Annotated in this window: 17 protein-coding genes; 10 read left to right on the forward strand and 7 right to left on the reverse strand. The window is 63.2% G+C overall.

Annotation, left to right across the window (positions count from 1 at the left end; translation table 11 throughout):
- Nucleotides 1–110: 110 nt before the first annotated feature.
- The gene (locus ACFUOZ_RS18160) at nt 111–1,997 is read left to right on the forward strand and encodes an FG-GAP-like repeat-containing protein (RefSeq protein WP_377550646.1); all 1,887 of its coding nucleotides are present in this window, start codon (nt 111–113) and stop codon (nt 1,995–1,997) included.
- 79 nt (nt 1,998–2,076) lie between these two features.
- Here the strand turns inward: ACFUOZ_RS18160 and ACFUOZ_RS18165 are convergent, their stop codons facing one another.
- Nucleotides 2,077–2,508 (reverse strand): MerR family transcriptional regulator, encoded by a 432-nt coding sequence (locus ACFUOZ_RS18165; protein WP_377550648.1) that lies wholly within the window; start codon nt 2,506–2,508, stop codon nt 2,077–2,079.
- A 142-nt stretch (nt 2,509–2,650) separates the two neighbouring features.
- Here ACFUOZ_RS18165 and ACFUOZ_RS18170 point away from each other — a divergent pair, with 142 nt between their 5' ends.
- From ACFUOZ_RS18170 to ACFUOZ_RS18185, 4 genes are all read left to right on the forward strand, one after another.
- Nucleotides 2,651–3,073 (forward strand): Hsp20/alpha crystallin family protein, encoded by a 423-nt coding sequence (locus ACFUOZ_RS18170; protein WP_377550650.1) that lies wholly within the window; start codon nt 2,651–2,653, stop codon nt 3,071–3,073.
- Nucleotides 3,074–3,299: 226 nt separating this feature from the next.
- Nucleotides 3,300–3,695: a J domain-containing protein gene (locus tag ACFUOZ_RS18175; protein ID WP_377550652.1), complete on the forward strand. Its 396-nt coding sequence runs from the start codon at nt 3,300–3,302 to the stop codon at nt 3,693–3,695.
- A complete protein-coding gene (locus ACFUOZ_RS18180; protein WP_377550654.1) occupies nt 3,692–4,069 on the forward strand; it encodes a hypothetical protein in 378 nt (125 codons plus the stop codon). Before ACFUOZ_RS18175 ends, ACFUOZ_RS18180 begins: the two co-directional genes overlap by 4 nt.
- A 299-nt stretch (nt 4,070–4,368) precedes the next feature.
- On the forward strand, nt 4,369–5,700 hold the full coding sequence (locus tag ACFUOZ_RS18185; RefSeq protein ID WP_377550744.1) for a DUF6350 family protein: 1,332 nt from the start codon (nt 4,369–4,371) through the stop codon (nt 5,698–5,700).
- Nucleotides 5,701–5,724: 24 nt separating this feature from the next.
- Here ACFUOZ_RS18185 and ACFUOZ_RS18190 read toward each other — a convergent pair whose 3' ends face one another.
- The gene (locus ACFUOZ_RS18190) at nt 5,725–6,174 is read right to left on the reverse strand and encodes a hypothetical protein (protein WP_377550656.1); all 450 of its coding nucleotides are present in this window, start codon (nt 6,172–6,174) and stop codon (nt 5,725–5,727) included.
- Nucleotides 6,175–6,185: 11 nt separating this feature from the next.
- Between ACFUOZ_RS18190 and purN the strand changes: the two genes are divergently transcribed.
- Together purN and ACFUOZ_RS18200 are read left to right on the forward strand one after the other, a co-directional pair.
- The gene (gene purN / locus ACFUOZ_RS18195) at nt 6,186–6,767 is read left to right on the forward strand and encodes a phosphoribosylglycinamide formyltransferase (RefSeq protein ID WP_377550658.1); all 582 of its coding nucleotides are present in this window, start codon (nt 6,186–6,188) and stop codon (nt 6,765–6,767) included.
- Nucleotides 6,768–7,075: 308 nt separating this feature from the next.
- Entirely contained in the window at nt 7,076–7,822 is a 747-nt protein-coding gene (locus ACFUOZ_RS18200; protein WP_377550660.1) for an endonuclease domain-containing protein, read from the forward strand.
- 57 nt (nt 7,823–7,879) lie between these two features.
- Here ACFUOZ_RS18200 and ACFUOZ_RS18205 read toward each other — a convergent pair whose 3' ends face one another.
- From ACFUOZ_RS18205 to ACFUOZ_RS18215, 3 genes are read right to left on the reverse strand one after another with little or no spacing between them, the layout of a single operon-like run.
- A complete protein-coding gene (locus ACFUOZ_RS18205; RefSeq protein WP_377550662.1) occupies nt 7,880–9,232 on the reverse strand; it encodes an MFS transporter in 1,353 nt (450 codons plus the stop codon).
- Between the two features lie 40 nt (nt 9,233–9,272).
- Nucleotides 9,273–10,223 (reverse strand): N-acetylmuramic acid 6-phosphate etherase, encoded by a 951-nt coding sequence (murQ, locus tag ACFUOZ_RS18210; RefSeq protein WP_377550664.1) that lies wholly within the window; start codon nt 10,221–10,223, stop codon nt 9,273–9,275.
- Nucleotides 10,198–11,142, reverse strand: coding sequence for an N-acetylglucosamine kinase (locus ACFUOZ_RS18215; protein ID WP_377550666.1), 945 nt, complete (start codon nt 11,140–11,142; stop codon nt 10,198–10,200). Before ACFUOZ_RS18215 ends, murQ begins: the two co-directional genes overlap by 26 nt.
- Nucleotides 11,143–11,378: 236 nt before the next feature.
- On the opposite strand from ACFUOZ_RS18215, the gene ACFUOZ_RS18220 reads away from it, so the two are divergent.
- Nucleotides 11,379–12,308, forward strand: coding sequence for an endonuclease domain-containing protein (locus ACFUOZ_RS18220; protein ID WP_377550668.1), 930 nt, complete (start codon nt 11,379–11,381; stop codon nt 12,306–12,308).
- 361 nt (nt 12,309–12,669) lie between these two features.
- Entirely contained in the window at nt 12,670–14,340 is a 1,671-nt protein-coding gene (gene purH / locus ACFUOZ_RS18225; protein WP_377550670.1) for a bifunctional phosphoribosylaminoimidazolecarboxamide formyltransferase/IMP cyclohydrolase, read from the forward strand.
- Between the two features lie 98 nt (nt 14,341–14,438).
- Here purH and ACFUOZ_RS18230 read toward each other — a convergent pair whose 3' ends face one another.
- Nucleotides 14,439–15,440, reverse strand: a complete 1,002-nt coding sequence (locus ACFUOZ_RS18230; RefSeq protein WP_377550672.1) for a trypsin-like serine peptidase — start codon at nt 15,438–15,440, stop codon at nt 14,439–14,441.
- Between the two features lie 318 nt (nt 15,441–15,758).
- Here ACFUOZ_RS18230 and ACFUOZ_RS18235 point away from each other — a divergent pair, with 318 nt between their 5' ends.
- Entirely contained in the window at nt 15,759–17,978 is a 2,220-nt protein-coding gene (locus ACFUOZ_RS18235) for an NADP-dependent isocitrate dehydrogenase (RefSeq protein ID WP_377550674.1), read from the forward strand.
- A 121-nt stretch (nt 17,979–18,099) separates the two neighbouring features.
- Here the strand turns inward: ACFUOZ_RS18235 and ACFUOZ_RS18240 are convergent, their stop codons facing one another.
- Entirely contained in the window at nt 18,100–19,209 is a 1,110-nt protein-coding gene (locus tag ACFUOZ_RS18240; RefSeq protein WP_377550676.1) for an FAD-dependent oxidoreductase, read from the reverse strand.
- Nucleotides 19,210–19,277 lie beyond the last annotated feature (68 nt).

Here is a 19,277-nt window from a genome sequence, read left to right on the forward strand (position 1 = left end):
AACAGGCGGGTTGGGGTGAGCGCTGAAGCACTCAATGCTGGGAGTTACCTGTGCGCGCTGTAGACTCCGCTCAACGACGCGACAGTCGCGTCTCAATTTATGGGGGTCCCATGAGGTCTGTCGCGCTCGGAACAGCTGTGTCCGGAGCCAGGAAAAAATATCGAAGGATTACGACGGCGGCCCTTGCCGTTGCCGGAGCGCTTGCAGCTTCGCTGTTGCTCAGTCCGCCTGCGGTGGCTGACGTGCTCGTGGCGGATATACCGGTGGGAACGGCGCCTCATGCTTTGGCTGTCGGCGCAACCGGAAAGGTGTATGTTGCGACGGCGAGTGGACTTTCAGTCATCGATGGCGTGACTAACAAGGCCAGCATCATTGACACCGGTGGTCCTGTCGGCGGAGTAGTTGTCCACCCCAACGGTCAGATTTACGCGAGTGTGGCGGGCGCATCTGGTGCGCCGGGATCAGTAGCCGTCATCGATGGTTCGACAAATATGTTGACGGCAAAGATCCCGACCGGTGTGGACCCACGCAACATCGCGATCAACGAGGCGACGGGCAAAATCTATGTCGGCTTTAGCTTCGGCGTCACGGTAATCGACGGGAACACCCACGCCACTGACACCATCCCTTTTTACAACTACGCCCCCCAGAGCATCGCTGTCGACCCGACCACGAACACCATCTACGTCGGATATTCGAATGTAGTGACCATTATTAACGGGCAGACGAATGAGGCATCCAACTGGACCTTTTTCCTGGGAACTGTTTCTGGAATGACCTGGAGCCCCGAGAACCAGCGAGTGTATGCCGTAACGACTGGCATCCGGGGCAGCGAAGTTTATGCAATTCACGACATCAACCAAGCGGACACGGTTTACTCCACTTCTGAGAAGCTGGGCAAGATTGCGGTCAACGCGGCGAACAGCGTCCTGTACGTTGAAGCTGCCGGTACTAACAGCGAAGCGTCAGTGTTGGTGATTGATGCCAAGAACAGATCAAAGATCGCCAGGGTGGGCGTCGCTGGACAGCCGGGCGCAATGGGTGTGAACTCTCTTCGCGGAAAAGCTTATATCCCTACTTTCGGGGGTGGAACGACCATCCTCGATAAAGGCAACGTCACCTCCACCGTTCGGACCGGAACGGAACCTGTCGCTGCTGCAGTCGATGCGAAATCAGGCAAGGCTTACGTCGCCAACAGGGGAAGTTCGTCGGTGACGGTCATCGACGAAAACATTCCTGCGCCCGTCAAGAATGACTTCAACGGTGACCGAACAACTGACGTACTGGCGCGGGACGCCGGAGGTTTGCTGTGGCTGTATCCCGGCAACGGTGCTGGCGGATGGTTGCCGAAGGTTCAAGTGGGCTCAGGCTGGAATGTCATGACCGCTTTGATCGCTCCAGGTGACTTCAACGGGGACGGAACCTCAGATGTGCTCGCCCGCGATAATGCCGGCACCCTCTGGCTGTATCCGGGGGACGGCGTGGGTGGCTGGCTTCCGCGCAAACAGGTGGGCGCCGGATGGTTTGTCATGACCGCCATTACTGCTGCCGGCGACTTTAACGGGGATGGAAAGGTTGATGTCCTGGCCCGGGATGGTTCCGGGCTTCTGTGGCTGTACCCAGGCAATGGTTCGGGCGGCTGGTTGTCGCGCGTCCAGGTTGGCTCTGGCTGGTCGGGCATGTCGGCCATCACAGGCGTCGGCGACTTCAACGGCGACGGTACGGCTGACGTCGTCTCGCGTGACGGTGCCGGCACCCTCTGGCTTTATCCCGGGAACGGATTCGGTGGATGGTTGGCTCCGCGTCAAACTGGCTCCGGCTGGAACGTGATGAACGCCTTGGTGGGACCGGGGGACTTCAACGGTGACGGTAAGACTGACATCCTGTCGCGGGACTCATCCGGTGCGCTGTGGCTCTTTGCGGGAAGCGGAGGACCTGCGTGGCCTAATGGAAGCCTAGCGGGGGCCGGATGGAACGTGATGACTGCCATTTTGTAGGCAACGAGTTACGTCCGGAGATCGCTGCTGATGGATCTTTGACTCGATAAACGTAGGAATGTGCCCCCTAGGCGATGGCTTAGGGGGCCGCTCCCGCCCCACCCCGCGCCGCCTTCAAATCCTTCCGCAGCCCGCGGTTGTCCGCCCGCAGCTCCTCGTTGTGCTCACTCAGCCCGCGGTTGTCCGCCGTCAGCCCCCGATTCGCCTCCTCCAGCTCCAGCACACGTTTCACGCCGGCCAGGTTCAGCCCTTCATCGAGCAACACCCCGATCCGACGCAGAGTCGCGAGGTCGTTTTCGCTGTAGCGGCGAGTGCCGCCGTCGGTCCTTTCGGGAGTGAGCAGGCCTTTGCGCTCGTACTGCCGGATGTTCTGCTGCCCGGTGCCCACCAGTTCCGCGGCAACCGAGATCGCGTAAACGCCCCGTCCGTCATCGGAACCCGCGCCCGAAGCGGAGGCGACCAGTCCGCCGTCGTGCTCCGCGGCGGCGGCCGAGCGATCCGAACCTGCCATCAAAAACCTCCGAAAATCTTCCAAAAACCTACTTGCACCACTCTCTCACCAGTGCTATAAAAAATCTATACCAACCACCACAGATCTGGAGGCTGGTAACAACAACAGAATCAGCATCAAGATCCAAAGGAGTGAGAACCAAATGCTGATGCGCACTGACCCGTTCCGCGAATTCGACAGGCTCGCCCAACAGGTTTTTGGCACAACAGCACGCCCGGCCGGAATGCCGATGGATGCATGGCAGGAGGACGGACAATTCGTTGTTGCCTTCGATCTGCCAGGTGTAAGCCCTGATTCAGTGGAGTTGGACGTCGAACGCAACGTCCTCACGGTAAAGGCCGAACGCAAGTCGCCCGCGGGCGAGAACAACGAGATGATCGCCGCCGAGCGCCCTCAGGGCGTCTTCAGCCGGCAGCTCATCCTGGGTGACACCCTGGACACCGAAGGCGTCCAAGCCAACTACGACGCCGGTGTGCTCACACTCCGCATCCCCGTCGCCGAGAAGGCCAAGCCGCGGCGCATCGAGATCACATCCAGCGGGCAAAAGCAGGAAATCAACGCCTGATCCGTCCGCCCTGCCGGAAGGCCCACCCGGGGGTGGCCGACCGGCAGGGCAGCGACCGGGAACAACGGAGGCGGCCGCATCGGAATAGTTGGGCGCAGGCTTCGCGCCACGTCACAGCGTTTTTTAGCGCACATGAAAGCGGTCCCCGCCCGTCGTCTCCCGATGGATGGCCCCCGGCTCCGGCCGGGGGCCATCTCCTGATCCGCAGCATGAACCGGACACAGCAGTGAACACGCAGCCAGACCACTACGCCACCCTCCGCGTCGCGCCCGACGCCACGGCCCGCGACATCGCCCGCGCCTATCGCGCGCTGCTTCGGACCCACCATCCGGACACGCGCCCAAAGGCCGACGACGGCGACACCACCTCGGCGGCCGACCTCCAGGAACTGCACGCCATCATGCAGGCGTACGTCGTCTTGTCGGACCCAGGAAAGCGGGCGGCATACGACCGGGCGCGGCGGAACGGATTCGGAAGCGGCGGGACGCCGGTGAACGTCCGGGTGCACAAGCGTGCGCAGCAGCCCGGACGGAACGACGGCGGCCAGTCACCGTTGTCCTTCGGGCCACCCCGCTGGGAACCTTCGTCCAGAAACCTGAGAACACCGAGGAGCAATCCATGAGTGCTTGGCGTCCCTATGACGACCACATTATTCCCGCGTTCTACGAACGGTTCGAACAACGCTGGGGGAGAGGGACAGCGCCGTTCCTGGACCCCGAAGTCCACGAACAACCCCTGCCACGCGCCCAGTGGATCAACCCGGATACGGGGGCCGCGATCGCCGTAGTGCCCATCTGGACGAATGACCCCGAGCACCGCTCCTTCGGGGTGTTCTACCTCCCGCCGGCGGGCGACATCTGGATGCTGCGCCCCGGTCCAACCACGTTCGTTGAACCTCGAGGGGGAGCCAACCAGGAACAGGTGACACTCCGCAACGACGCCTTCAAAAAGGCCGTCAACCATGCCAAGGAGTTCATCTACGGGCCCCAGTTGTGAATGGAGTCCCGGCACCAGGCCTGTACAAAAGAAGGCTGGTGCAGCCTGGGAAAAATCCTAAGGCGGCTGCACCAGCTGCTAGTACGACTTTCTGTTAGAAGTTATGACACCTATCCATTGGCCGCTCCTAGTTCCCGGCTTCGATTTTTCCGGGCCTTCAACATCAGCGGGGGGCGCTCGCCTGCCCCGGGAGAACACCTCCCATCTTACGGCGACCAACAGGAAAAAGCGCTTGAATTCGCGGTATTTCAGGGGCGCCTGACGGGCTTGGAGAGCTGGCCGTGGCACGATTGATCACGATGAAACTGCGCGCTGATCAGACCGGAAACCGTGGCCTCCCTATGCCCCTTTGGCTGCAGGGCGGTCTGGAAGCGGCTCAGGCGGCGTTCATTTCCGCCATCGTGGTGGTGCTTCCGCTGGTCGGCGTATGGGCGACCGATGGTTTCCAGAACCGGAATGTGGACGCCCTGGCACGGATGGGAGGCCAGGCCTGGTTGCTCATTCACGGTGTTCCGTTGGAGCTCGCTCATGTGAATATCGGCCCCGCGGCCCACCCCGGATCAGGGCTGCTTTCCTTGATCCCGTTGGGCTTGACGCTCATCCCGTTCCTGTTGGCGTGGCGGGCAGGCCGTCGTCTGGCCCGTGCCTCTTACACCGACCAGCTGTGGCAGGCCTTTTTCGGCGCCTTCCTTGTCTACGCGGCTTTCGGAGCTGCCACCGGATTCGTGTGCCGCACTACCGAAGTTGTCATCAACCTTTGGTTGGCCATGGCCATACCCCTGATTTCGTTTGGCTTGGGCATGGTCGTTGGAGCCCGGCGGGAGGCGGGCTCGTGGAGCCGACTGATCGGCGTGGACGCCGTCGCTTGGCTCGCCAAAACCAGTCAGCACTCTCGGTGGGCTGGCTCCTATGTGGGCTCGGTGCTGAAGGCTGGATTCGTGGCGGCGATGGCCGCCGTGTGCCTGTCGGCTGTGCTGCTGGCCGTCACGATCGTGTGGCACTGGACCGACATCATCGCTGTTTACGAAGGGCTGAAGGCCGGGGCTCTGGGAGGCGCCGTGCTCACCATTGCCCAACTCGGCTTCCTGCCGAACCTGGTCATCTTCGCCTTGGCGTGGTCCTCGGGGGCGGGCTTCTCGCTCGGCATCGGCTCCACAGCCGGTCCGCTGGGCACCGCGGTGGGACCGCTGCCGGCCGTCCCCATCCTTGGCAGCCTCCCCGCAGGCCAGCTCGAATTTGGGGCGATGGCACTGGCTTTGCCCGTTGTCGCCGGGATCCTGGCTGGCTGGTGGTTCCTGCGCGAAGGCGAAAACCACTTTGACGAGTGGCTCTCCATCAAGATCAAAGCCCGCTGGTTCACCGCCACCGTTTCCACCCTTTTCCTGGGGGCTTTCATAGGCGCGGTTGCGGGCTTGCTTGGCGGAGCGTTGGCTTGGATCGCACGCGGTTCCGCCGGCATTGGGCGGCTCACGGAAATCGGACCCCATCCGTTGTGGACGGCAGTCTGGCTGGCCGCCGAAGTGGGGATCGGCGTCGTAATTGGTTACGCGGTGGGGCCGTGGCTGGAACGCAGCCAGAAGCTGCGCGAGGCGAACCTGGAAGAAAACGCGTACGACGACGAGCACGCCTGAGCGGTCAAGCTTGGGACAGTCGGGCTACCTGAGCGAGCCCGGCATGGACTTTTCGAGCTGCATGAGGCACTGCGTCTTTGCGGACTCCGTCAACGCTGAGCGGGCGCAATCCTGATACGTGCTGACCTGACGGAAAAAGAGCGCCGACGTTAGGACCAGCAGGCACATGATGGCCGTGACCACCAGCCCCGAGATGGTGCCGAACAGAATCAGTCGGGGGTGCTTGTACTTGATGGTTCGTACCAGTACCACGATGCCGAGCACCAGAGCCGCCAGCGTCAGGATGCCGCTCAACCACACGTAGTTCACGTTCAGCGAGAACACGAAGAACGCTCCCACAGCCGAAAAAAGGAAGGCGCGGAACAGGATCTGGGTCACACCGAGGGCGGACTTTTCCGCCTCGGAGCGGGGCTGCTGGCTCGGCGCGGAACCGACGTCTGGATTCATGTTTTCCAGCCTACGCGAGCCGCCCATAAGCTAGTGCAATGCGCATTGTTGTCCTCGTCTCCGGTACCGGTTCCAATCTTCAGGCAGTCATCGACGCCGTGAAGTCAGGTGAGCTGGATGTCGATATTGCCGCTGTGGGCGCCGACCGTCCCGACACGTATGGTGTGGAGCGCTCTGACGAAGCCGGCATCGAGACGTTCGTGGTCAACTTCAACTCCTTCGAGACCCGCGCTGAGTGGGATGCCGCACTGCGCGACAAGGTGCTCTCCTACAACCCCGATGTTGTTGTTTCCTCCGGGTTCATGCGGATCGTGAGTGCCGACTTCATCGATGCTTTCGGCGGAAAGTACGTCAACACGCACCCGGCCCTGCTGCCCTCGTTCCCCGGTGCACACGGAGTCCGCGACGCCATGGCTTACGGCGTGAAGGTCACCGGCTGCACGGTTCACTGGGCCGACGCCGGGGTGGACACGGGACCCATCATTGCCCAAGAGGCCGTCACTGTGCTTCCGGAGGACACCGAGGAAAGCCTGCACGAGCGCATCAAGGTAGTGGAGCGCCGCCTGCTGGTCCAGACCCTGGCCGACCTCGCCGCCGCCTCCTCCCGTGTACCCAACTAAGTAACAGCAAACGTCGCACTGAGGGCTCAGAGCGACGTTTGCTGTCACCTAGTTTCATCCGGGTGCCGTGAGGCTGTGGATAACGCCCCAGGCTCTCCATTGATTTGCCAGCATGGGTCCATGAAGATCCCACGGCCGCTGCCTACAACCTTTCAGCGAAACCCTTTACACGGCGAGAAGCGCTCGACGCCGGAGTAACAGTGGGGCGCTTGCGCTTCAGGGACCTGGACTCACCGAGCCGGCAAATATTCGTTCCCGGCTCAAGCGCTGAAGCCCCACTGGCAGACCTCACACGGCCTCTGACCCTAGTGTCACCCTTTTCTGCCGCCTCACACGCCACCGCATTCCTCCTGTGGGAGTTCCCAGGTTTCCTGCCGGGGAGCCACGAGACAGGCATCCACATCTCGCGGCCGGACACCATGGGCATACCGCGGCGCAGGGGCGTCATTGGACATCGGGGACAGTTCTTCGAGGACGAGATCACCACGCTGAACGGCCTGTACATCACCAGCCGTGCACGGACGTGGCTGGATTGCGCAAGGAAGATGGACATTGATGAGATCACCGTCGTGGCGGATCACTTGCTCCGAATCCCCAGGCCTGAGTTTGAAAACCGAACGGCACCGTACTGCACTCCAGGCGAATTGGAAGAAATGCTGGACCGCCACTGGGGAACACCCGGAATCCGAAAGGCCCGTTTGGCCCTGGAACAGGCCTGCGTTGGTGCCGACTCGGCCCCGGAAACGCGACTGAGGCTGGCACTGGGCCGGGCTGGGCTGCCTATACCGGAAGTCAACGTGCGCACCGAGCTGAGTCCCGGCGTCGTGCGTCAACCAGACCTGGGTTACCGTCTGTGGCGGGTTGCGGTCGAATATGAGGGTGAGGGCCATTCGCAGCGGGAGCAGATCGTGAGGGATATCCAACGGGAGGAGGACTTTGCGCGTGCAGGATGGACCTTGATAAGGGTCTCGAAGCGCCACATGTCCACCGACGCAACAACCGCGGTACGAAAGATCCGGCGGGCGCTTGAGGAACACGGGTGGACACCCAAGTAGGTAACAGCACATGTTCCAATGGGCGCTCAATGGAACAGGTGCTGTTACCTGGTTGGGTTAGGAGAGGACGCGTTGCTTGGTCTCGGGGGCGAAGAAGGCCATCCAGAGCACGGACAGCAGCACCAGCCCACCCGCCAGGGCAAACGACGTCGCCAGGCCGAACTCCGGCCAGAAGAACGAGGCAAACACCAGCGGCCCAAAACCCGCGCCAATGCGGGAGAACGTCGACGCCCACCCGAAGCCAGAGCCACGGAGCTCAGTCGGATAGAGCTCGGAAACATAGGCATACAGGACGGGAATTGCCACCTGCACCACGAAGCCGAACGTCAGCAGCCAGAACACTGCTGCGGAAGGCACGTCAACCACCAAGGCCACGATCACCAGCGTCACCGCGGACAGCGGACCGGTGATGGCAAGGATCCACTTGCGTCCCACACGCTCCACCAGGACCGCGGCGACCACCACACCCAAAAGTCCGACGGCGGCCATGCCCGCCGTCGTGACGAACGCCTTGTACTCCTCGAACCCGGCGCCAATGAGAATGCGCGGCATCCAAGTCAGGGACAAGTAATAGACCAGGAGCACGGAGAAGAAGAGGGCCCACGCAGCGGTGGTGATCTTCCAGTTGAACTGCCAAATCCGCCGAAGCTGGGCCCAGGCACTGCCGGGGGAAAGGCGGGGAGCGGATTGCGGATCAGGCAGGCTGTAGGCGCGGGGGGAGGCTCCCGTCGCTTCAACCAGGCCATCAATCACAGCGGCGGCCTCGGCCCTGCGACCGGCCTTGATCAGGAACAACGGAGACTCGGGTACTGAACGCCGAACCCAGAAAACGAGGAGCGCCGGGATCACCATGACCAGCATGGTCAGGCGCCAATCCCCGTACAAAGCCACGAGCCCAGCCGAGACAAAGCCACACAAAGCAGCGCCGACGGGCCACCAACCATCCATGGCCGTCAGCACTTTGCCTCGTTGCTTCCTGGGCGTGAACTCACCCACCAAGGCGTAATCCACGGGAATGCAGCCACCGAGCCCGAACCCGGCCATGAAGCGGAAGAGGCAGAACCACACGATGTCCGGCGCGAACGCACCCAGCACCGTGAAGATGCTGAAAATCAGGAGGGTGGCGGTGAAGGCCTTCTTGCGCCCGATGGTGTCAGCGATGGTGCCCCACGCAAACGCGCCCACTGCCATGCCGATCAGGTTTGCCGTGCCGATCCACGCTGCGTCAGCCGGCTGCAGCGACCAATGTTTGGACAACAACGGGATGAGGATGCCATTGAGCGTGACATCCCACGCGTCGAACATGAACCCGAGGCCGCCGATCAGGAAAATCTTCCCTTGGACCTTCCAACGCCACGGCAGTTCCTGCACTACTTGTTCGCCGCTGGGCACGGCAGTGTATGTATTCATTGGGCCTCCTGCATGCAACCTTATGCGCTGCCGGGCAACGTTACTTCTGGTTCTCGATGGCCCTTCGCAGGAAACCGCCGGCTTCTTCGAGCGCAGCCTTGGCCTGACCAGCGTCGATACCCGTCAGAACCACCAAAATCGCTGCCTTCACCGAGCCGCCCACCGAGTCGAGCGCCGCAGCTGCTTCCTCTGCGGACACACCGGTTGCGTGCTGCACAGTGCGCTGGGAACGGGCCAGCAGTTTCTCGTTGGTAGCCCGCAGATCCACCATGAGGTTGCCGTAGGTCTTGCCGAGCTTCACCATCACCAGCGTGCTGATCATGTTGAGGACAAGTTTCTGCGCAGTCCCCGAATTCAGTCTTGTTGACCCGGCAATGAACTCCGGCCCCACCACCACCTCGATCGCCGCATCCGCCAGATGGCTCACGGCCGAGCCCTTGTTACACGCCAACGACGCCGTGAACGCGCCGCGCTTCCGTGCTTCCTCCAGTGCGCCGATCACATAGGGCGTCCTCCCGGAGGCCGTAATGCCCACGACGGCGTCCGCTTCCGTCACGTTGATATCGTGCAGGTCCCGTGCGCCTGCGGTTGCGTTGTCCTCGGCGTACTCAACGGGCTTCTGGATCGCTTGTGTGCCGCCGGCGATAAGTCCGACGACGAGTCCCGGCGGGGTGCCGAAGGTCGGCGGGCACTCGCTTGCGTCGAGCACACCCAGACGCCCGGCGGTCCCGGCTCCCACGTACAAAAGGCGACCTCCGCGCTGGAGCCGCTCCGCAACGGCGTCGACCGTTTTCACGATGGCGTCGCTGGCCGCTTCAACGGCCGCGTGTACTCCTGCACTGTGGGCAAGCATGGCGGACACCAGTTCCTCAGTGCCCAGGATGTCCAGGTCCTTAAGGTTCTCGGCCGCGGCTTCGGTCTGAAGTCCGGCGAGTTCCGTACGGAGGTCCGCGAGTTTGTCAGCGTCAGTCGGGCCAGTTTGTTCCGTCACGGTGGATGTACCTTTCCTGGATGAGCCCGCGGCGCGTCGCAGCGAGGGCAGCGCCATCCAAGCCGTCGCCCAGCGGGGCCACCACCTCAATCCCAGCCGAAGCCAGGGACTTCCGCAAGAGCTCGGCGAAGAACTCGGAACTGACAACCCCGCCCAGCAGCGCCACCCGCGGTGAAACGTCGCCGCCTGATGCGAGCTGGACCGTGCGGGTCAGGATGCGGCAGGCCTCGCCGATGATCCCATGTGCGACGGCGTCACCCGCCTCCGCTGCCTGCAGAACCAGCGGCGCGAACCGGGCCATCGCCCTGTACGGGTTCTCCTGTTCCGCCAGCCATCCCGGCAGATGCTCCGGCGACTCCACCAGAGCCCCGGCCGAAGCCGACAACGATGTGGAGGGGCCGCCGTCGTGCGCTTCAAGAACGGCCTGCAAACCACGCTGGCCGATCCACCGGCCGCTGCCTTGATCGCCAAGGTAGGGTCCCCAACCATCGGCGCGGTGCAGGACGCCGGCCTGGTCAAAACGGAACGCGACGGCGCCAGTTCCAACGATCAACGTAGTTCCAGGCGCACCCTGGAGCGCACCGAGTTGCGCGGCCGTGGCATCGGAGAGGACAGCCGCCGGGACACCGAACCGCTTCGAAAGCATCGTGGCCAGCTCGCGCGACTTTTCCGCTGATGCTTCCACGCCCGCAACGGCCGCACCGATGCCGGTCAGGGTGCTGACCGGGAGCCCGGGCGGGAGCAGGCTGACCGTCTCAACGAGGAGCTCGAACGCCTGGGTGGGCCCGTTGTCGACGTGGACGCCGGGGAAGCCGTGTTGGTCGGCGGCGCCCAGGAGTTCGTCGCCGCGGCGCAGTTCCACGCGGCAGCAACTCTTCCCTATATCGGCGACAAGAATGACCTCATTGGGGGATTCCATAAATCCACCCTATGTTGCGCGGCCTGCTCTGCGTGGTTCGGCGTGGGCTTGCCGCGCAAAGCGGGCCCCACAAACGTGCCCCCTTTCGTTGTGAGGCCCGCTCTGCGCCCTATTCGTCCACCTTGAAACGCAGACCGGGCCTCACAACGCCTGTGGAGGAGAAGTCCCGGCCGCTCATCGGCACGATTTCTGTGGATAACCGAATGCGGACCCTCGTTTTCCGCAAGCATTGTTCAATGCGGAAACCCAACCCTCTGCCGGTAAACGTTGACCCCCGAGGCTTCCTGGTCGCTGAGGCTTACGCCGCTGGTGTGCCGCGTTGGCGGCTCCAAGCCAGTGAGCTCGTGACTCCCAGTCGTGGCATCCGACTGGCCAAGGCGGGGGAACGCGATCTTGCAATCGTTGCTCGGCTGCACACGGCTGTCACTCCGAGATGCGCAGTCAGCCACGTCACGGCAGCTCTCCTGTGGTCGATCCCGCTCCCGATGTATCTGGAGGACGAGGGGGCGACAGGGCCGATCCACGTCACTCGCCGGCACGAGATCGGTCGGGTGAAGCGTCGCGGCGTGGTCGGACATCGGGCGCCGCTGCTGGCCAGGGATGTTCGGGTGGTGAATGGAGTTCAACTCACCTCGCCCGAATGGACTTGGGTGGACCTGGCGCGGCACCTTGGGAGGTCATCTCTCGTAGCGGCCGGGGACGCCCTACTTAAACGTAAGGACCCGCTCACCTCAATTGAAGCCATTCAGGAAGTCATCGACCGCCGTCCAAAGGTCAAAGGCATCCAGATGGCGCGGGCCATCCTTCCCCTGCTACGAGCCGGTGTCGACTCGCCCCGGGAGTCACGCTTGCGTTTGAAGATTCTCGACGCCGGTTTCCCGGAGCCTGCCGTAACGCAGCCGGTCTTCGATGATCACGGAAACTACATTTCGACTCCTGACCTGCAATACAAGGAGTACAAGATCGCCCTCGAATACGAAGGCGACCATCACCGATCGGACCCGGTCCAATGGGGCAAGGACATTGAACGCGACGACCGGCTGCGGGCGTTGGGTTGGACCGTGCTCCGATTCTCAGACGTGCAAATGAAGGGCGGCTGGGGTCATGCTGAAAAGAAGATCCAGGACGCTTTGCTGTCCCGCGGCTGGCGGCGCCTGCCCTCGTAAGTCGGGTTGCTTGCGCAGAGCGGGCCTCGCAAGGGTGGGGATGGATTTGCTGGGGCCTGGTTTGCGTGCCAAACGTGAGCCGTGGAGCGCAAAGCGGGCCTCGCAAACGTGGGGGTGGATTTGCGGGGCCTGGTTTGCGTGCCAAACGTGAGCGGTGGAGCGCAGAGCGGGCCTCGTAAGCCTGGGGGTGGATTTGCGCGGCCTGGTTTGCGTGCCAAACGCGAGCCATGGAGCGCAGAGCGGGCCTCGCAACGCAGAAAGACGCAAAACCAGCCGCACAGCGAAACACGATAAACTCTCCGTATCCCACCCCTACGCGACACCACCCGCGACATCTACGCGAACTAAGACGGAGACTTTTGTGAGCTTGACGCAGCTTGACCGTGTTCCCATCCGCCGTGCACTGATCTCGGTTTACGACAAGACGGGACTGGAGGAACTCGCGAAGGGCCTGCACGCAGCCGGCGTCGCCATTGTGTCCACCGGCTCCACCGCCAAGAAGATCGCCGCCGCAGGCATCCCTGTCAAGGAAGTCGAAGAAGTCACCGGCTCCCCGGAAATGCTCGACGGCCGCGTCAAGACCCTGCACCCGCGCGTCCACGGCGGCATCCTCGCCGACCGCCGCGTGGAAGCGCACATGGAAACCCTGGCCGGAATGGAGATCGAAACCTTCGACCTCGTGGTGGTCAACCTCTACCCGTTCGTAGAAACCGTCAAGTCCGGTGCTGCGCAGGACGACGTCGTCGAGCAGATCGACATCGGAGGCCCCGCCATGGTGCGTTCGGCCGCGAAGAACCATGCCGCCGTCGCCATCGTTACGGACCCCAACTTCTACGGTGCTGTTGTTGACGCCGCAGCCCACGGCGGCTTCGACCTGAACACCCGTCGTCGCCTGGCTGCCAAGGCATTCGCCCACACAGCCAGCTACGACAATGCGGTTGCTTCCTGGACCGCAAGCCAGTTCCTGGATGAAGACGGCGACGGCGTCATCGACTGGCCCGCCTACGCCGGCCTGGCCCTGGAACGCTCCGAGGTCCTCCGCTACGGCGAAAACCCGCACCAGCAGGCCGCGCTCTACGTGGACAAGGCAGCTCCGGTCGGCATCGCCCAGGCTGACCAGCTCCACGGCAAGGCCATGAGCTACAACAATTTCGTCGACGCCGATGCCGCCCTCCGCGCAGCCTTCGACTTCGCAGAGCCGGCTGTTGCGATCATCAAGCACGCCAACCCCTGCGGCGTTGCCGTTGGTTCAGCCGACGCAGCCGACCCGATCGCCGACGCCCACGCCAAGGCACACGCCTGCGATCCCGTCTCCGCGTTCGGTGGCGTCATCGCCGCCAACCGCACGGTCACCGCAGGCATGGCCCGCACCGTTGCCGACATCTTCACCGAGGTTGTCATCGCCCCGGACTTCGAGCCGGAAGCCGTTGAGATCCTCTCCAAGAAGAAGAACATCCGCCTCCTCGCCCTGCCCGAGGGCTACGGCCGCTACCCGTCAGAGATGCGCCAGGTTTCCGGTGGCGTCCTGGTCCAGATGAGCGACAAGGTGGACGCCGAAGGCGACAACCCCGCCAACTGGACCCTCGCCGCCGGCGAAGCTGCTGACGGGAAGACCCTCGCCGACCTCGCGTTCGCCTGGACCGCCTGCCGCGCAGCGAAGTCCAACGCGATCCTCCTGGCCGACAACGGTGCAGCGGTGGGCATCGGCATGGGCCAGGTCAACCGCCTCGACTCCTGCAAGCTTGCCGTCGAGCGCGCCAACACGCTGGGCGTCCAGGTGGAGTCCGACGTCGACGGTGCCGGCGGTGCCTCGAACGCCAGCGGTGCCAACGCACCTGAGCGTGCACGCGGTGCCGTGGCAGCTTCGGATGCGTTCTTCCCGTTCGCTGACGGCCTGCAGATCCTGATCGACGCCGGTGTCCGCGCCGTGGTCCAGCCCGGTGGCTCGGTCCGCGACGAGGAAGTCATCGCCGCAGCAAACGCTGCCGGCATCACGATGTACTTCACGGGCGCACGCCACTTCTTCCACTAAGAAGCGGCGCGCCCAGAGCGCAAAGGCAGCACAACGCAACGGCGGCCGCCCCTCAAGGGGACGGCCGCCGTCGTACTTAACAGGGACTTGCCAAAAAGTTACGAAGCCGCCGCGGTGTTGTAGGTGGACTGGATTACGGTGCCCCAGTATGGGCCGTACATTGTGGTGGAGTTGCTGCCGTAGCCGTAGGAGTTGACCGAGTTCTGGTAGCCGGTGGAGCTGTTGCCGATGAACCACGGACCGCCCGAGGACCCACCGGTCATGTTGCAGGGGATACCCTGGGTGGCGAACTGCGGGTTGTAGGGATCATTGGTGGCGGTGCCGGAGCAGCTCTTCAGGGATTCGCCGTTGAACGGTGAGGCTGCCGGGTAGCCGAAGGACTTGTAGCTCAGGCCGCGGGCGGCGTTGAACTGGACGCCGGAGGAGCCCACGACGTCGGCGAGCTTCTGGCCGTTAAGGGTGTTCATGACTGCGAAAGCGGTGTCGTACTGCATGTTGCCGTTGGAGGCCCACTGGCTGGGGGAGTACAGCGCCTTTGCCGTCCACTTCCCGTAGGGTGCAGCGCCGTTGAGGTAGGCGGGCACGAAGACGAAGTTGGTTGCGTAGGCTCCCGGACCTTCATTGACGCAGTGGCCCGCGGTGGACACTGTGCTCTTGTTGGCCGCTGTCACGGAGTTGCCGGAGCAGACGTAGTTGGAGCCGCCGAGGGTGAAGAAGATCTTGCCGATGTGCTTGACCGGGGTTTCGCTTTGGTTGACCTTGCGGTCGATGGTGGTGGAGTCTGTGGCCGCGGGCTGGCCGGCGATGCTGCTGATGGCGCCCGGGGCTTCGGTGACCGGGGCTTTGCCGGGGTTCAGGAGCCGGCCGCGTTCAAGGGCTTTGGCGCCGAGGATGTCGCCGGACTTGGCGTTCTTCATCCGTTCCGGTGTCCAGTAATCTGCAGCGCCGGCGTCGGAGACTGCATGGCTGCTGACCGCTGCGCCTGACGTGTCCGCGTCTTTCGACGGTGCTGCGTTGGCGCCGGTGGTTCCAACCAGCGCCAGGATTGCGGCAGCGGACAGACTCAGCAGGCTTGTGGCCAGGGTCTTGGTTTTTGTCACGTTGTTCCTACCTATCGAGGGAGTGAGGCGGCCAGTGATGGCGACCGCCGACTGACGAGTTAGAAGCTACCGGGCGTATGACAAGTTTGTAAAGAGATGTTTCAGAGTTTGTGATAATTTACTGTCACTTGCTTGTCATGCTCGCGGGAGGAAGGCACGACGGCGGCAGTCGGCGGTGGTGGGCGGGCCGCCGTCGGGCGTTAATCACCGGAACCGGGTAACGAACACGTGATCCCGGACACGAAGAACCGCCAAAACGGTCTACTCGGGTAAGTTAGGAGTGTTGAAATATGCAGACTTTCAGGGAGAACCCCGCCAATGGCCAAGATTATCTATACCCACACAGACGAAGCGCCGATGCTGGCAACCTACTCATTCCTGCCGATCGTGGAAGCGTACGCCTCCACCGCAGGGGTAGAGGTTGAGACCCGTGATATCTCATTGGCGGGCCGCATCATCGCGGTCTTCGGCGACTTCCTGACCGAAGAGCAGCGCACGGGCAACGCCCTTGCCGAGCTTGGCGAACTGGCAAAGCGGCCGGAAGCCAACATCATCAAGCTCCCCAACATCAGCGCCTCAGTTCCGCAGCTCAAGGCCGCCATCGCCGAGCTCCAGGCCCAGGGCTACGCCCTCCCGGACTACCCGGACAACCCCTCCTCGGACACCGAGACGGACATCCGCTCGCGCTACGACAAGATCAAGGGCTCCGCCGTAAACCCGGTGCTGCGCGAAGGCAACTCCGACCGCCGCGCTCCGCTGTCGGTCAAGAACTACGCCCGCCAGAACCCGCACTCCATGGGTGCTTGGTCCGCTGACTCCAAGACCAACGTTGCCACCATGGGCCAGAACGACTTCCGCTCCAACGAGAAGTCCGTTGTCATCGAAGTCGACGACGCCCTGAGCATCCAGCTGGTCCGCGAAGACGGCACCACCAAGGTCCTCAAGAAGGACTTCCCTGTCCTCGCCGGCGAAGTTGTTGACGCCACCGTCCTGCGCGCCGATGCCCTGGATGAATTCCTCAAGGCCCAGGTTGCCCGCGCCAAGGAAGAGGGCATCCTCTTCTCCGCGCACCTGAAAGCCACCATGATGAAGGTCTCGGACCCCATCATCTTCGGCCACGTGGTCAAGGCTTACTTCTCCGAGCTGTTCGACACCTACGGCAAGCAGCTCGCAGCCGCAGGGATCAGCCCGAACAACGGCCTCGCAGCCATCCTCAGCGGCCTGGAAGACCTGCCCGAGGACGTCCGCGAAGGCGTCAAGGCAGCCATCACCAAGGGCCTCGAAGACGGTCCTGCACTGGCCATGGTTGATTCCGACAAGGGCATCACCAGCCTCCACGTTCCCTCGGACATCATCGTTGACGCCTCAATGCCGGCAATGATCCGTTCCTCCGGCCACATGTGGGGTCCGGACGGCCAGGAAGCCGACACGCTGGCAGTCATCCCGGACAGCTCCTACGCCGGCGTGTACCAGGTTGTGCTGGACGACTGCCGTGCAAACGGCGCGTTCGATCCCACCACCATGGGCACCGTCCCCAACGTGGGCCTCATGGCACAGGCAGCCGAAGAATACGGCAGCCACGACAAGACCTTCGAGATCCAGGCAGCCGGCACCGTCCAGCTCGTGGACAGCAAGGGCAACGTCCTCACCGAACACCAGGTCTTCCCCGGTGACATCTGGCGCGCCTGCCAGACCAAGGACATCCCGGTCCGTGACTGGGTCAAGCTGGCTGTTACCCGTGCACGCGCTTCCCAGACCCCGGCTGTCTTCTGGCTGGACGAGGGCCGCGCACACGATGCCAACCTCATCGCCAAGGTCAACGAGTACCTCAAGGACCACGACACCGAGGGCCTCGAGATCAAGATCCTCTCCCCGGTCGAGGCTACGGCCTACACCCTGGAGCGTATCCGCAAGGGCCAGGACACCATCTCCGTCACCGGCAACGTCCTGCGCGACTACCTCACGGACCTGTTCCCGATCCTCGAGCTCGGCACCAGCGCCAAGATGCTCTCCATTGTCCCGCTGATCAACGGTGGCGGGCTCTTCGAGACCGGCGCCGGTGGATCTGCTCCCAAGCACGTCCAGCAGCTGGTCAAGGAAAACCACCTCCGCTGGGACAGCCTGGGTGAGTTCCTGGCACTGGCTGTGAGCTTCGAGCACCTGGCAACCACCACGGGCAACGCCCGTGCGCAGGTACTTGCCGACACGCTGGATCGCGCCACAGGCACGTTCCTGCTGGAAAACAAGTCCCCGCGTCGCAGCGTCGGCGAGCTGGACAACCGTGGAAGCCACTTCTACCTGGCCATGTACTGGGCCCAGGAGCTGGCCAAGCAGTCCTCCGACTCAGAGCTGGCAGCAGCCTTCGCACCGATCGCGGACGCCCTGACCTCCAACGAAGAGGCAATCGTCGGCGAGCTTGCCGCGGTCCAGGGCCCCGGCGTCGACCTTGGCGGCTACTACCGTCCGGATGCCGCCAAGGCCGCTGAGATCATGCGCCCGTCGGCTACGTTCAACAAGGTGCTCTCCACCCTGAACTAGGTTCCACGAAAAGGCCCCGCAAGCATCACGCTTGCGGGGTCTTTTTGCGTCCCCCTGGAGTTTTTGTACAGATAACGCCCTAAAAAGCCCTTCTAAAGAGCGTTATCTGTACAAAAACTCGCTAGCGGTCGGCGCGGAACCTCTCTGGTGCCACCCCGCCGTCGACGATGTCCTTCAGTACCCGTCCGATGGCCGGGGTGAACTTGAACCCGTGTCCCGAGAAACCCGCGCCCACCACCAAAGGACCGAAACGGTCCAGCACAAAGTCCTCGTTGGGCGTAGTGGTGTAGGTGCAGCTGATGGGAACGGCAGTGGAAGGGTCGACGCCGGGCAGCCACTCTTCTGCGTACCGCACCAAGGCGTCGAGCTGCTGGGGGATGGGCTCGAACGTGCGCTCGTCAGGATCCATAACGGGGCCGACGCCGTGCCAGCCGGCCTTGACGCCCTCGCCGGGGGTGAGCATGCCGTAAACGGGGCTGAACCAGTATTCGTACAGTTCGTTGTTCGGGTCGGGGTCAGGATTGTGGTTGAAGCTGGGCCACACCAGTGTCTTGTCAGTGGGGGTGAAGTGGGCCGGCTGCTCCTGTGTCACCACCATGGCTGGGAGCTTGACCAGGCCATCCAGGACTTTGGGTGTCCAGGCGCCTGCGGTCACCACCACGCGGTGTGCTGTGTATTCGGTCTCCTCCGTCACCACTACCACTGAGTCGGCGCCGTCGACGCGGATGTCCCGGACCGGCGTCGAGTACTTGAAAACAGCGCCGCGGGACTCGGCCGATTTACGGAGTGCCACCAACGCGTCGGCCGAACGGATCCGGCCTGAGCCTGGCACGAAGAGGACATCCGTTGCGAAGTTCATGCCCTGCCAACGGTCGGCGGCCTCGGAGGCGGAAATGAAGTAGCTTTCGACGCCGCGTGCCTGGTGCGCTTCCCGGACCAGCTCCAACTTGGGGACGTTGCCGTGGTTCGCGAGCCCCACGTGGTCCAGGAGGGGAGCGCCGTGTTCTGCAGCGAGTTCGTCCCACAGGATTTTGGACTCGGCCAGGAGGTCCAGGTAGTCGGCCTCGGCGTAGGCGGTGTTGAAGTTACGGGTGGCACCGTGGGAGGCGCCGATGTGGTGACCCGCTTCGAACTGTTCCAGAAGAACCACGGATTTGCCGGCGCGGGACAACTGCCATGCAGCCGCTGACCCCATCGCTCCGCCACCGACAACTACAACGTCAACCTGCATGCCCGCTCCATCCACAAAGTCCGCAGCTCCGACCAGAGCCACCTCTTATTCTGCCCCCACTCACCCAA

It is taken from the genome of Paenarthrobacter sp. NPDC057355 (assembly GCF_042667405.1).
In the GTDB taxonomy this organism is placed as follows: Bacteria; Actinomycetota; Actinomycetes; order Actinomycetales; family Micrococcaceae; genus Arthrobacter.

Coding starts and splice junctions, on each gene's coding strand:
- ACFUOZ_RS18160 (WP_377550646.1), top strand. CDS start 111: ATGAGGTCTGTCGCGCTCGGAACAGCTGTGTCCGGAGCCAGGAAAAAA.
- ACFUOZ_RS18165 (WP_377550648.1), bottom strand. CDS start 2,508: ATGGCAGGTTCGGATCGCTCGGCCGCCGCCGCGGAGCACGACGGCGGA.
- ACFUOZ_RS18170 (WP_377550650.1), top strand. CDS start 2,651: ATGCTGATGCGCACTGACCCGTTCCGCGAATTCGACAGGCTCGCCCAA.
- ACFUOZ_RS18180 (WP_377550654.1), top strand. CDS start 3,692: ATGAGTGCTTGGCGTCCCTATGACGACCACATTATTCCCGCGTTCTAC.
- ACFUOZ_RS18185 (WP_377550744.1), top strand. CDS start 4,369: ATGAAACTGCGCGCTGATCAGACCGGAAACCGTGGCCTCCCTATGCCC.
- ACFUOZ_RS18190 (WP_377550656.1), bottom strand. CDS start 6,174: ATGGGCGGCTCGCGTAGGCTGGAAAACATGAATCCAGACGTCGGTTCC.
- purN (WP_377550658.1), top strand. CDS start 6,186: ATGCGCATTGTTGTCCTCGTCTCCGGTACCGGTTCCAATCTTCAGGCA.
- ACFUOZ_RS18205 (WP_377550662.1), bottom strand. CDS start 9,232: ATGAATACATACACTGCCGTGCCCAGCGGCGAACAAGTAGTGCAGGAA.
- ACFUOZ_RS18215 (WP_377550666.1), bottom strand. CDS start 11,142: ATGGAATCCCCCAATGAGGTCATTCTTGTCGCCGATATAGGGAAGAGT.
- ACFUOZ_RS18220 (WP_377550668.1), top strand. CDS start 11,379: ATGCGGAAACCCAACCCTCTGCCGGTAAACGTTGACCCCCGAGGCTTC.
- ACFUOZ_RS18235 (WP_377550674.1), top strand. CDS start 15,759: ATGGCCAAGATTATCTATACCCACACAGACGAAGCGCCGATGCTGGCA.
- ACFUOZ_RS18240 (WP_377550676.1), bottom strand. CDS start 19,209: ATGCAGGTTGACGTTGTAGTTGTCGGTGGCGGAGCGATGGGGTCAGCG.